Source organism: Aeromonas sp. MR7, from assembly GCF_963899385.1.
GTDB lineage: Bacteria > Pseudomonadota > Gammaproteobacteria > Enterobacterales > Aeromonadaceae > Aeromonas > Aeromonas bestiarum.
Genome location: NZ_CAWQXH010000021.1, coordinates 441,903 through 454,819, shown reverse-complemented (window position 1 = coordinate 454,819; position 12,917 = coordinate 441,903). Strand labels below are relative to the sequence as shown.

General features: G+C 60.2%; 12 protein-coding genes. 9 read left to right on the top strand and 3 right to left on the bottom strand.

Annotated elements, in window-relative coordinates; genetic code table 11:
* Window positions 1-24: 24 nt before the first annotated feature.
* The 9 genes from ribBA to AACW87_RS13855 all read left to right on the top strand — a co-directional run bounded on the left by ribBA (window position 25) and on the right by AACW87_RS13855 (window position 9,638).
* Window positions 25-1,134 (top strand): bifunctional 3,4-dihydroxy-2-butanone-4-phosphate synthase/GTP cyclohydrolase II, encoded by a 1,110-nt coding sequence (ribBA, locus tag AACW87_RS13895; RefSeq protein ID WP_043140152.1) that lies wholly within the window; start codon window positions 25-27, stop codon window positions 1,132-1,134.
* A 131-nt stretch (window positions 1,135-1,265) separates the two neighbouring features.
* The gene (ribH, locus tag AACW87_RS13890) at window positions 1,266-1,736 is read left to right on the top strand and encodes a 6,7-dimethyl-8-ribityllumazine synthase (protein WP_042866640.1); all 471 of its coding nucleotides are present in this window, start codon (window positions 1,266-1,268) and stop codon (window positions 1,734-1,736) included.
* Window positions 1,737-1,750: 14 nt separating this feature from the next.
* Window positions 1,751-2,164 (top strand): transcription antitermination factor NusB, encoded by a 414-nt coding sequence (gene nusB, locus AACW87_RS13885; RefSeq protein ID WP_042035824.1) that lies wholly within the window; start codon window positions 1,751-1,753, stop codon window positions 2,162-2,164.
* Between the two features lie 57 nt (window positions 2,165-2,221).
* The gene (thiL, locus tag AACW87_RS13880) at window positions 2,222-3,181 is read left to right on the top strand and encodes a thiamine-phosphate kinase (RefSeq protein WP_043140161.1); all 960 of its coding nucleotides are present in this window, start codon (window positions 2,222-2,224) and stop codon (window positions 3,179-3,181) included.
* Complete coding sequence (locus AACW87_RS13875) at window positions 3,178-3,672, top strand: phosphatidylglycerophosphatase A family protein (protein WP_043555036.1); 495 nt, start codon at window positions 3,178-3,180, stop codon at window positions 3,670-3,672. Before thiL ends, AACW87_RS13875 begins: the two co-directional genes overlap by 4 nt.
* Before the next feature lie 511 nt (window positions 3,673-4,183).
* Complete coding sequence (locus AACW87_RS13870) at window positions 4,184-5,908, top strand: dipeptide ABC transporter ATP-binding protein (RefSeq protein WP_043555038.1); 1,725 nt, start codon at window positions 4,184-4,186, stop codon at window positions 5,906-5,908.
* Between the two features lie 70 nt (window positions 5,909-5,978).
* Entirely contained in the window at window positions 5,979-7,535 is a 1,557-nt protein-coding gene (locus tag AACW87_RS13865; RefSeq protein WP_098982787.1) for an ABC transporter substrate-binding protein, read from the top strand.
* 97 nt (window positions 7,536-7,632) lie between these two features.
* Window positions 7,633-8,607 carry an ABC transporter permease gene (locus AACW87_RS13860; protein ID WP_043140172.1) on the top strand — a complete coding sequence of 325 codons (975 nt, stop codon included), beginning with the start codon at window positions 7,633-7,635 and terminating at the stop codon, window positions 8,605-8,607.
* A gap of 89 nt (window positions 8,608-8,696) precedes the next feature.
* Entirely contained in the window at window positions 8,697-9,638 is a 942-nt protein-coding gene (locus AACW87_RS13855) for an ABC transporter permease (RefSeq protein WP_043140174.1), read from the top strand.
* Window positions 9,639-9,849: 211 nt separating this feature from the next.
* Here the strand turns inward: AACW87_RS13855 and dxs are convergent, their stop codons facing one another.
* From dxs to xseB, 3 genes are read right to left on the bottom strand one after another with little or no spacing between them, the layout of a single operon-like run.
* Window positions 9,850-11,715 (bottom strand): 1-deoxy-D-xylulose-5-phosphate synthase, encoded by a 1,866-nt coding sequence (dxs, locus tag AACW87_RS13850; RefSeq protein WP_241325233.1) that lies wholly within the window; start codon window positions 11,713-11,715, stop codon window positions 9,850-9,852.
* 21 nt (window positions 11,716-11,736) lie between these two features.
* The gene (ispA, locus tag AACW87_RS13845) at window positions 11,737-12,627 is read right to left on the bottom strand and encodes a (2E,6E)-farnesyl diphosphate synthase (RefSeq protein WP_241325232.1); all 891 of its coding nucleotides are present in this window, start codon (window positions 12,625-12,627) and stop codon (window positions 11,737-11,739) included.
* Entirely contained in the window at window positions 12,628-12,879 is a 252-nt protein-coding gene (xseB, locus tag AACW87_RS13840) for an exodeoxyribonuclease VII small subunit (protein WP_005317577.1), read from the bottom strand. It lies immediately after the preceding gene.
* Window positions 12,880-12,917: the final 38 nt, after the last annotated feature.

The window sequence follows — 12,917 nt, the reverse complement described above, 5'->3', positions numbered from 1 at the left end:
CCAAGCATGTTGATGGAGTAACCCATGGCGCTGAGCACAACCCAGGAAATCATTGCCGATATCAAGGCTGGCAAGATGGTGATCCTGATGGATGACGAAGACAGGGAGAACGAAGGGGACCTCATCATGGCCGCCTCCTGTGTCCGCCCGGAGGATATCAACTTCATGGCCCGCTATGGCCGTGGTCTCATCTGCCTGACCCTGACCCGGGATCGCTGCAAGCAGCTGGCGCTGCCGCTGATGGTTGATCGCAACAATGCCCAGTTCTCCACCGCCTTCACCGTCACCATAGAAGCGGCAGAAGGGGTGACCACAGGCATCTCGGCTGCCGATCGCGCCGTCACGGTACAGGCTGCGGTGGCGCCCAATGCCAAGGCCGCCGATCTGGTGCAGCCGGGCCACATATTCCCGCTGATGGCGCAGGATGGCGGCGTGCTGACCCGTGCCGGTCACACCGAAGCGGGCTGCGATCTGGCCCGGCTGGCGGGCTACGAGGCGGCCTCCGTCATCGTCGAGATCCTCAACGAGGATGGCACCATGGCGCGCCGTCCTGACTTGGAGATCTTCGCCGAGCAGCACGGCATCAAGCTTGGCACCATTGCCGACCTTATCGAATACCGCAACCAGCACGAGACCACGGTCGAGAAGGTGGCCGAGTGCAAGCTGCCTACCGAATACGGCGAGTTCGACCTCATCACCTTCCGCGACACCATAGACAACCAGGTGCACTTTGCTCTGAAGAAAGGCGAAGTACAGGCCGAGCAGCCGACCCTGGTGCGGGTCCATCTGCACGACGTGCTGAGCGATCTGCTGCTGACCGACCGTCACGCCGCCCGCAGCTGGCCGTTGCCCAAATCCATGGCCCGCATCGCCCAGGAAGGTGGCGTGCTGGTGATCCTGGGGGCCGAGGCCCACGGCGAGGAGTTGCTGGCCAGGGTCAAGGGCTTTGAAGCTGCCGACAAGGGGCTGCAACCGGAAGGGGCCAAGTGGCAGGGCACCTCGCGCCGGGTCGGCGTGGGCTCCCAGATCCTCAAGACACTGGGGGTCGGCAAGATGCGGCTGTTGAGCTCCCCCAAGAAGTATCACGCCCTCGGTGGTTTCGGCCTGGAAGTGGTGGAATACGTGGGCGAATAAGCGCGTCGTTCGAATGACATTGAGATCATGGCCGCCCGTTGCGGCCATGGTTTTTGTCGTGGGTCTGTTGTGCTAGAATGTGCGCACTTTTGACTCCGGCCCCTTTTGATTGCACAGATACAGGATTTCCAATGAAGGTTATCGAAGGAAATATCGCCGCTCCTGAGGCGCGCGTTGCTATTGTCGTTGCCCGTTTCAACAGCTTCATCAACGAAAGCCTGGTGGACGGTGCTGTGGACGTGCTGAAGCGTCAAGGCCAGATCCAGGACAGCAATCTGACCCTGGTGCGCGTGCCGGGCGCCGTCGAAATCCCCCTGGCAGCCAAGAAGCTGGCCAAGAGTGGTCAATACGACGCCATAGTCGCGCTGGGCACCGTCATCCGTGGTGGCACCTACCACTTCGAGCTGGTGGCGAGCGAGAACGGCAAGGGCCTGGCCCAGGTAATGATGGAATATGAAATTCCGGTTGCCTTCGGCGTACTGACCACAGAAAACATTGAACAAGCCATCGAGCGCGCCGGTACCAAGGCGGGTAACAAGGGTGCAGAGGCTGCACTGAGCGCGCTCGAAATGATCAACGTCCTGAAACAGCTGGACGTGTAACGAGGAGAAGTACATTGAAACCGTCCGAGCGCCGTAAAGCCCGCCATTGCGCCACCCAGGCCATCTACCAGTGGCAGATGACCAGGGCCAACGTGGGCGACATCGAAGAGCAGTTCAAGATAGATCAGGACACCAAGGGTGTGGACCTGAACTATTTCCGAGATCTGCTGTTCGGGGTAGCCCTCCACTGCAACGAGCTGGACAAGGTGTTTTCCCCTTTCCTCTCCCGTCCGCTGGAAGAAGTGGACATGGTGGACAAGGCGATCCTGCGTCTGGCGACCTATGAGCTGACCCGTCGTGATGATGTGCCGCCGCGTGTGGTGATCAACGAAGCGATCGAGTTGGCCAAGGCCTTTGCTGCCGATGACAGCCACAAGTTTGTCAACGGTGTACTGGACAAGGTGATCAAGACGCTGGCCAAGCGTTGATCCTGCTGTCCGTCAGCATTAAGAGAGGAGCCAGCCTAACCGCTGGCTTTTTACTGTATGGGTGAATTTGAGCTGATTGATAAGTACTTCAAGGTCCCCCACGCCCGCAAGGACGTGGTGATGGGCCCTGGAGATGACTGCGCCCTGTTGACCTTGCCGGCCGATACTCAGCTGGCGGTGAGCACGGATACCCTGGTGAGCGGCGTCCACTTCTTCCCCGACATGGATCCGGTGGATCTCGGCTACAAGGCGCTGGCGGTCAATTTGTCCGACCTTGCCGCCATGGGCGCCGAGCCGCGCTGGGTGTCGCTGGCACTGACGCTGCCTGCCATCAACGAACCCTGGGTCGCCGGCTTTGCCGAAGGCTTTCTCGAACTGGCCGAATACTACAACGTGGCGCTGGTGGGTGGGGACATGACCCGCGGCCCGCTCTCCATCACTGTCTCGGTGAAGGGATCCGTCCCCGCCGGTCGCGCCCTGATGCGCAGCGGTGCCAAGGCCGGCGACGGCATCTATGTCACCGGCACCCTGGGGGATGCCGCCCTGGCGCTCTCCCATCTGCTCGGCAAGCGCAGCCTCAACGAGAACCAACTGGCCGCCGTGCTGCCACGGCTCGATCATCCCCATCCCCGCATTCTGGCAGGGCAGGCCCTGCGCGGGCTGGCGAGCAGTGCGCTGGATCTCTCCGACGGGCTTTCCTCGGATCTTGGCCACATCCTCAAGGCATCCGGGGTGCGGGCACAGATAGATCTCGGCCTGTTGCCCCTCTCGCCCGTGCTGCAGGATGCGGTGCCCGAGCAGGATGCCTGGCAGCTGGCGCTGGCCGGTGGCGATGACTACGAGCTCTGCTTCACAGTGCCGGAGGAGTATCGCGGCGCGCTGGATACGGCGCTGGCCAACTGTGGCGTCAAGTTCACCCGCATCGGCCGCATCGTAGCGGGCGAGGTGGGCATCGACTACCTGAGAGGCGAGCAAGTGGTTGAACTGCAACTGAAAGGGTGGGATCACTTCGCATGAGCTTGTTCAGGATAAAGCCCGAACTGACACGACTGAACCTGAAGCACCCGCTGCACTTGCTGGCGGTGGGGTTTGGCTCAGGTCTCTCCCCCAGGGCACCGGGCACCATGGGGACGCTGGTCGCCATTCCGCTCTATCTGCTGGTGAGCGGTCTGCCGACGCCCTGGTTCATCGCCCTGTTGGCGGTGGGGTTCGTGGCGGGCATTCGTATCTGCCAGAGTGCCACCGATGCCATCGGCATGCCGGATCACGGTGCCATCGTCTGGGACGAGGTGATAGGTTTTGGCGTGACCATGATAGCGGCGCCAGCCGGTTGGCAGTGGGTGCTGGCCGGCTTCGTGCTGTTCCGGCTGTTCGATGTATTCAAGCCCTGGCCCATCTCCTGGTTCGACCGCCGCATTCACGGCGGACTCGGCATCATGCTGGACGATCTCATCGCCGGCCTGTTCGCCCTGTTTTGTATGCAATTGCTGGCATACTGGCTGGGGTGAATCTCCCCGCAAGGGGGATCGCCAGCCTGGCATCCCCCTATATAGCTCTGTTTAGTTTTCATTCATCGGCATATGCTGCCGTTAAAAAATCATTTCACATAAATATTCACTACTCATTCGAAGCTTAATGCTATTGTGCCAATAGTGATTATTCCCGCCTGTTGCGTCTTTGTTGAAAGTAAAAGCACTAAAAAATCTTGATGGTGGTCATATAGTCTGGTTATGTGACACAAGTCATCATTTATGACTGCCGCAATGGCCACTGACTGAGCAAAGTATTGCGAAATTGTATAACCCGATCATTTACACTCGCGGTCAAACCGTCTAAGTTACTCGCGGGTTATTCCAAAAAAATGCAAAAAACCCGCCCGGATCGCTGGTTTCGCTGCCTCATGGATTGAGCGTTTATTACTCAGAAAAGCACTCAAGATCAGTACTCAAGGCACAACCGGCATCTGCGGCCGATTTACGGACGAATTATTTGGGACGGATGTCCCCCGCAGAGGTAAACATGTCCTTGCTCGAAGTGAAAAACTTGCGGATCGAGTACCCCTCCCGCTATGGGGTGCTGGCCGCGGTCAAAGATCTCTCTTTGTGTGTCGAAAAAGGGGAGATCGTCGGTGTGGTGGGCGAATCTGGCGCCGGTAAATCCACCATAGGCAATGCCGTCATCGATCTGCTGAGCCCGCCGGGCCGCATCGCCCGTGGTGACATCTATCTCAACGGCGAACTCATCTCCGGCAAGAGCCAGAACGAGATGCGGGCCATCCGTGGTTCCCGCATCGGTTTCATCTTCCAGGATCCCATGACCTCCCTCAATCCGCTGTTCACCGTAGAACAGCAACTGGTGGAGACCATACTGGCCAATACCAAGCTCTCTCACGATGCCGCCTTTGCCAAGGCGATCGAGCTGATGGGCGCGGTCGGGATCCCGCAGCCCGAGCTGCGCATCAAGCAGTATCCGCACCAGTTTTCCGGCGGCATGCGTCAGCGGGTGGTCATCGCCATCGCGCTGTCGTGTGATCCCGAGCTCATCATCGCCGATGAGCCGACCACGGCCCTCGACGTCTCCATTCAGGATCAGATCCTCCAGCTCATCCGCAACCTCTGCAAAGAGCGTCAGGTGGGCTGCATGCTGGTGACCCACGACATGGGGGTGGTCTCCAACGTCACCGACAAGGTGGCGGTCATGTATCGCGGCGATCTGGTTGAGTTCGGTACCACCGAACAGGTGCTGGGTCGCCCCACTCACCCTTATACCCGCAGTCTCATCTCGGCTGTGCCCCGCTCGGACGTCAAGCTGGTGCGCTTCCCGCTGGTCTCCTATATCGAGGATGCCAGTGCGCCGGATACCAATATCGATCTCAAGACCCACTGGCTCGGCCAGAGTCAGGACGAGCGCACCTACGAGGGGGCCCTGCTGCGGGTGGAGAACGTGGATCTGAGGTTCGTCACCAAGGACTCCATCTTCCCGAGCCGCCGCCAGTATGTGCGCGCCTGCAACAACATCAGCTTCGAGATCTTCGAAGGGGAGACCTTCGGTCTGGTGGGGGAGTCGGGTTCCGGCAAATCCACCATAGCCCGTGCCATCACAGGCCTCTATCCGCCCGATACCGGCAAGATCTTCTTCGAGGGGATCGATCTGACGGCTCTGAAAGGGGAGCACGAGCGCCGTCCGCTGCGCCGCCAGATGCAGATGGTGTTCCAGAACCCTTACTCCTCGATGAACCCGCGCATGAAGGTGCGTGACATCATCGCCGAGCCCATCCGCTTCCATAAGCTGGCAGGCAGCGAGAGCCAGATCGAGGGCATCGTCAACGATCTGCTCGATCACGTCGGGCTCGGCCGCGGTGCCGGGGTCAAGTATCCCCACGAGTTCTCCGGCGGTCAGCGTCAGCGCATCTCCATCGCCCGCGCCCTGGCGACCCGGCCGCGCTTCCTCATCTGCGACGAGCCCACCTCGGCGCTGGATGTGTCGGTACAGGCCCAGATCCTCAACCTGCTCAAGGATCTGCAGCAGGAACTCGGGCTGACCATGCTGTTCATCAGTCACGATCTGCCGGTGATCCGCCAGATGTGCGATCGCATCGGCGTGATGCAGCACGGTCATCTGGTGGAAGTGGCCGAGACCGAAAAACTGTTTACCAATGCCGAGCATGAGTACAGCCGCAAGCTGATCTCGCTGATGCCGGAGTTCAAGGGAATGTCCCGCGAGGGGCTGGAAATCGCAAGCTAGGAAAGAGCCGGCTCGCCGGTCTGCTTGTCACAAAAAGTGTCAATAAAAAGCCAAAAGCATGGAGAAAGACATGAAGAAAGGATTATCCAAGATTGCCATGGCGCTGTTCGCCGCGGGTCTCGCGTTTAACGTCTCTGCCGCCGACATCACAGTGGCCGTCGCCTCCGACGCCACCTCGCTGGATCCGCAGGAGCAGCTCTCCGGTCAGACCCTGGAGATGTCTCACCTGGTGTTCGATCCCCTGATGCGTTACACCCAGGATCTGAAGTTCGAGCCGCGTCTGGCCGAGAAGTTTGAACGTATCGACGACAAGACGGTGCGTTTCCACCTGCGCAAGGGCGTCAAGTTCCACTCCGGCAATGATTTCACCGCCGACGACGTGGTGTGGACCGTCAACCGCCTGAAGGCCTCTCCCGACTTCAAGGCCATCTTCGACCCCATCGCCGAAGTGAAGAAGGTCGATGACCTGACCGTCGATCTGATCACCGCCAAGCCGTTCCCGCTGGTGCTGCAGACCGTTACCTATATCTTCCCGATGGACTCCAAGTTCTACACCGGCAAGGATGAAGCCGGCAAAGACAAGGCCGAGATCGTCAAGAACGGCAGCTCCTATGCCTCCACCCATGTTTCCGGTACAGGTCCGTTCAGCGTCAAGTTCCGCGAGCAGGGCGTCAAGCTGGAATACGTGCGCAACGCCAACTACTGGGACAAGGCTTCCAAGGGCAACGTTCAGAACCTGACCGTGGTACCGATCAAGGAAGATGCCACCCGTGTGGCCGCCCTGCTGGGCGGTGACGTGGACATGATCTACCCGGTTGCCCCGAACGATCTGGAGCGCGTGAAGAATGGCAAGGATTCCCAACTGGTGACCCTGTCCGGTACCCGCGCCATCATCATAGAGCTGAACCAGAACACCAACCCGGCGCTGAAAGACAAGCGCGTGCGTCAGGCGATCAACCTGGCCATCAACGAAGTCGGCATAGTCGACAAGATCAACAAAGGCTTCGGCACTCCGGCCGGCCAGCTGAGCCCGAAAGGCTATGCCGGTCACAACGAGGCGCTCAAGCCCCAGTATGATCTGGCCAAGGCCAAGCAGCTGATGAAGGAAGCCGGTTTCGAGCAGGGCTTCAAGATGAGCTTCATCTCCCCGGCTGCCCGCTACGTCAACGACGTCAAGATTGCCCAGGCTGTCTCCGCCATGTTGTCCAAGATCAACATCAAGGTCGATCTGAAGACCATGCCGGTGGCCCAGTACTGGCCCGAGTTTGACAAGTGTGCGGCAGACATGCAGCTGATCGGCTGGCACTCAGACACCGAAGACAGTGCGAACTTCTTCGAGTTCCTGACCTTCACCAAGGATGCCAAGACCGGCATGGGTCAGTACAACTGCGGCGGTTATGCCAACGCAGAGGCTGACAAGCTGGTGATGGATGCCAACGCCGAAACCGATCCGGCCAAGCGTGCCGCCATCCTGCAGAAGGTGGAAGCCATGCTGATCGACGACGCTGCCTATGTGCCGTTGCACTGGGAAGACCTGGCCTATGGCGCCAAGAAAAACGTCGACATCAAGCCTGTGGTCAACGTGATGAACTTCCCTTACCTGGGTGACCTGGTGGTCAACAAGTAAGCAGAGTCGTAAAGAAGGACCTGGCGGGGGCGGCCATGGCTGCCCCCGCCATTAACAGAAGCCTGTGCCAAGACACAGGCCACGTAGAAGGACAAGCATGTTTACATTCCTGCTGAAACGGTTCTATCAGGCCGTGATAGTGATGTTCGTCATCAGCCTGGTCGCCTTCTCCATCCAGGACAACCTGGGGGATCCGCTGCGCGAGCTGGTGGGACAATCCGTCTCCGAGTCCGTGCGCCATGAGTTGCGCGAAAAGATGGGCCTTAACGATCCCTTTTTGGTGAAATACAGCCGCTTCTTGCAAAATGCAGTGCAAGGGGATCTGGGCACCTCCTACTTCTTCAAGCGACCCGCTCTCGAGGTGATCCTCGACAAGCTGGTGGCTACCCTTGAGCTGGTCTTTGCCGCTGCACTGATCATCGTCGCCGTCTCCATTCCGCTGGGGGTTTACTCGGCGATAAGGCCACGCAGCTTCCTGACCAAGCTCATCATGGCGGTGAGCAGCATCGGCATCTCGATCCCTGTCTTCCTGACGGCGATCATGCTGATGTATCTGTTCTCCATCCAGCTGGGCTGGCTGCCGGCCTATGGCCGTGGCGAGACCCTTAACCTGCTGGGCTGGGAGTCGGGCTTCTTCACCTGGGATGGCATCAAGCACTTGATCCTGCCCGCGGTGTCGCTCTCCTCCATCATGCTGCCGCTGTTCATCCGGCTGGTGCGCTCCGAGATGCTGGAGCAGCTCTCCTCCGAATACGTCAAGTTTGCCCGTGCCAAGGGGCTGGACAACAACAAGGTCTACTACCAGCACGCCCTCAAAAACACCATGCTGCCGGTCATTACCGTCGGCGGCGTGCAGATCGGCACCATGGTTGCCTACACCATCTTGACCGAGAGCGTGTTCCAGTGGCCGGGGACTGGCTTCCTGTTCCTCGAGGCGATCCACAGGGTCGATACGCCGCTGATCACCGCCTACGTCATCTTCGTCGGCCTGATCTTCGTGGTGACCAATACCCTGGTCGACCTGCTCTACGGGTTCATCAACCCGACCGTCAACCTGACCGCCAAGGGGTAACAGATGACTAACGCTGTGACTGTGAGCCGCTGTTTGACATGGCGCAACCACGCGGGTCTTGCCATCAACCCGGCTACGAAGGGGTAAGCATGAGTAACGCAGTAACTGCAAGCCCAAGCCGTTGGGCACGTTTTAAAAATTCCGACATCGTCTACTACTTCCTGCGCGATAAAGTCGCCATGTTCAGCTTCGCCGTGTTCGTGGTGTTCGTGCTGGCCGCGCTGCTGGCACCCTGGCTGGCGCCGCACAACGTCTACGATCAGACCAGCTTCGATCTGATGGATGCCGAGCTGCCGCCCTCCTGGCTGGAAGGGGGCGAGGAGCGCTTCTGGCTCGGCACCGACAACCAGGGCCGCGACATTTGGAGCACCATCCTCTACGGTGCCCGCATCTCGTTGACCATAGGGCTGTTTGCGGTGGGGCTGCAACTGGTGCTCGGCATCGTCATCGGCCTGATCGCCGGTTACTTCGGTGGCCGCATCGACAACCTGCTGATGCGCTTCGCCGATGTGCAACTGTCGTTCTCCACCATGATGGTAGCCATCATCATCTCCGCCATCTTCCAGGCCAGCTTTGGCTCCGAGGTTTACTCCGAATTTGCCATCGTCATGCTGGTGGTGATCATCGGCATCGCCGAGTGGCCGCAGTACGCCCGTACCGTGCGTGCCTCCGTGCTGGCGGAGAAGAAGAAGGAGTATGTGGAAGCGGCGCAGGTGATGGGGTTCCGTGCCCCGCGCATCATGTTCCGCCACATCTTGCCGAACTGTCTGTCACCCATCCTGGTCATTTCCACGGTGCAGGTGGCCAACGCCATCATGAGCGAGGCGGCACTCTCCTTCCTCGGATTGGGGATGCCGGTGGATCAGCCATCGCTGGGCTCGCTCATCAGCGTCGGCTTCAACTACATCTTCTCCGGCTCCTGGTGGATCACCGCCTTCCCGGGCATCTGTCTGGTGGTGCTGGTGCTGGTCATCAACCTGCTGGGTGACTGGCTGCGGGATGTGTTCAACCCCAAGATCTACAAGGGCTGATAAAAACCTGTCCTCACACTTACTGCGAGGGCGTGATCAAGGCTCATGTGCTGCTCGGAATCCTCACGTATGTCTATACGCTCCGGTTCCTGCGCTGCTCTTCACCTTGCTGACGCCCTTCTCGCGACAGTGTGTGCACAGGTTTGAAATAATGGATAACAAGAAGGGCGCCATCAGGCGCCCTTCTTTATTTGCTCGTCAACGTGCCTGATCAGGCCAGCAGCCAGGCCTCGATGTTGGCTTGAATGCCAGTGCTGTCGAGTCCCAGCAGCGCGTAGATCTCCTCCTGGGTGCCTTGCTCCACGAAGCGATCCGGCAGGCCCAGATTGAGCACAGGCTTGCACTGTTTGCTGCGCATCAGCAGCTCGTTCACCGCAGAGCCGGCGCCGCCCATGATGGCGTTGTCCTCTATGGTCACGAACTGGTCGTGGCTGGCGGCCAAGGAGAGCACCAGCGCCTCATCCATCGGCTTGACGAAGCGCATGTCCACCAGGGTGGCATCGAGCGCCTCGGCGGCGGCCCTGGCCTGTTGCAGCAGGGTGCCGAACGCCAGTATGGCGGTGCCCTTGCCCTCGCGAATGACACGGCCCTTACCGAGCGTCAGCGCTTGCATCTCGGTCTGCACCTCGATGCCGGTGCCGCTGCCGCGGGGGTAGCGCACAGCCGCAGGCTGGTTGCACTGATAGCCGGTGTAGAGCATTTGGCGGCACTCGTTCTCGTCGGACGGTGTCATCACCACCATGTTGGGCACGGTGCGCAGGAAGCTGATGTCGAACGCCCCCTGATGGGTCGGGCCATCGGCGCCCACCAGACCGGCTCGGTCGATGGCGAACAGCACCGGCAGCTCCTGCAGCGCCACGTCGTGGATCAGCTGGTCATAGGCACGCTGCAGGAAGCTCGAATAGATGGCGACCACCGGCTTCTTGTCGGCGATGGCGAGGCCGGCGGCGAAGGTGACCGCATGCTGCTCGGCGATGGCCACGTCGAAGTAGCGATCCGGATACTGCTGGCTGAACTTGACCAGCCCTGAGCCCTCGCGCATGGCGGGGGTGATGCCGACCAGCTTCTCGTCTTTCGCGGCCATGTCACATAGCCACTGGCCGAAGATGGCGGAGAAGCTCGGCTTGCCGCCGCTCGCCTTGGGCAGGGTGCACTCGTCCGGATTGAACTTGGGCACGCCGTGATAACCGATGGGGTCTTTCTCGGCAGGCTCGTAGCCCTTGCCCTTCTTGGTCTTGACGTGCAGCAGCTGCGGCCCCTTGAGGTTGCGCATGTTGCGCAGTGTCTCGACCAGGGCGTTGATGTCGTGGCCGTCGATGGGGCCTATGTAGTTGAAGCCGAACTCTTCGAACAGGGTGCCAGGCACCACCATCCCCTTGAGATGCTCTTCGGCCCGCTTGGCCAGCTCCTTGACCGGCGGCAGACCCGCCAGCACCTTCTTGCCACCCTCGCGTATGGTGGTGTAGAGCTTGCCTGACATGATGCGGGCCAGGTGGTTGTTGAGCGCCCCGACATTCTCGGAGATGGACATCTCGTTGTCGTTGAGCACCACCAGCATGTCCTTGTGGACATCGCCGGCGTGATTGAGCGCCTCGAAGGCCATGCCGGCCGTGATGGCGCCGTCACCTATCACCGCCACCACCTTGCGACCCAGACCCTCGCTCTCGGCGGCGACCGCCATGCCGAGCGCCGCACCTATGGAGGTACTGGAGTGGCCGACGCTGAGCACGTCATACTCACTCTCGCCGCGCCAGGGGAAGGGGTGCAGGCCGTCTTTCTGGCGGATGCTCTGCATACGGTCGCGACGACCGGTCAGGATCTTGTGGGGATAGGCCTGATGGCCCACGTCCCACACCAGTCGATCGAACGGCGTGTTGTAGACGTAGTGCAGCGCCACCGTCAGTTCGACTGTGCCGAGCCCGGAGGCGAGATGACCACTGGAGCGGCTCACCGAACGCAGCAGATATTCACGCAGTTCGTTGCACAGTACGGGCAGTCGCTCGAAGGGCAGGGATCGCAACTCGACCGGCGTATCCGCGAGGGCCAGGTTGGGGAAATTGCTTATATCAACGCTCATATTGTTACTGTTATCCAGCGTTTAGTGGGTTCGCTCGATGATGTAATCGGCAAACGCTTCCAGAATGTCGGTATTGTAGGGCAAAGATTGCAAGGCTGTTAAGGCTTTACCGTGCAGTTCGCGAGCCAGCTCACGGGCATTGTCGAGTCCGAGCAGGGCCGGGTAGGTACTCTTTTCCTGCGCCAGATCCGAGCCTTGCGGCTTGCCCAGGGTGGCGGTATCGCCCGTGATGTCGAGGATATCGTCCTGTACCTGAAAAGCGAGGCCTATGGCGGCCGCATAGGTTTGCAGCGCCGCCAGGGTGGCGTCGTCCACGTCGGGCTTGCACAGGGCACCCAGTGCCACGGCGCATTCGATCAGGGCCCCGGTCTTGTGGCGATGCACCTGCTCCAGCTCGGCCAGGCTGATCTGGCGCCCTTCGGCCTGCAGATCCAGCGCCTGACCACCACACATGCCAAGGTAGCCGGAGGCACGGGCGAGGGAGCTCAGCATCCGCACCCGGTTTGCCAGAAGCCGGTCGGGCAGGGGATGATCGGCCAGAATGGCGAAGGCCAGGGTCTGCAGGGCATCGCCGGCCAGGATGGCGGTGCCTTCGTCAAATGCCTTGTGCACGGTCGGCTGGCCGCGACGCAAGTCGTCGTTGTCCATGGCGGGCAGGTCGTCGTGCAGCAGGGAGTAGGCGTGGATGCACTCCACCGCGGCGGCGGGGCCATCCAGCAGCTCGCTCTTGACGCCCAGCATCTCTCCTACGGCGTAGACCAGGAAGGGGCGCACCCGCTTGCCGCCGAGCAGCAGGCCGTAGCGCATGGCATCGCGCAGACGCGGGGCCATGGCGGGCAAGGATTCAAGTTGTGCAGACAGGCAGTCGTCAATACGTTGACGATGCAGGCGGGAAAAATCGTCCAGCGTCACTCACTCCTCTCCTTGCTCTGGCTGGAAGGGAACCGCTTGCTCTGTGCCATCGGCCTGAGTCAGCAGGATCTGGATCTTCTGTTCGGCCTGTTCCAGCTTCTGCTGGCCGGCCCGCACCAGGTGGACACCCTGTTCGAACTGCTTGAGCGCCTCTTCCAGCGGTAAGGAACCTTGTTCCAGTTGATGAACTATGGTTTCCAGCTCTTCCAGAGTGGCATCAAAACTCAGGCGGTCGATTTTTTTACTGGCCATGTCCATCCTCGGGGATTGAAAAAAACGGCTTATCTTAA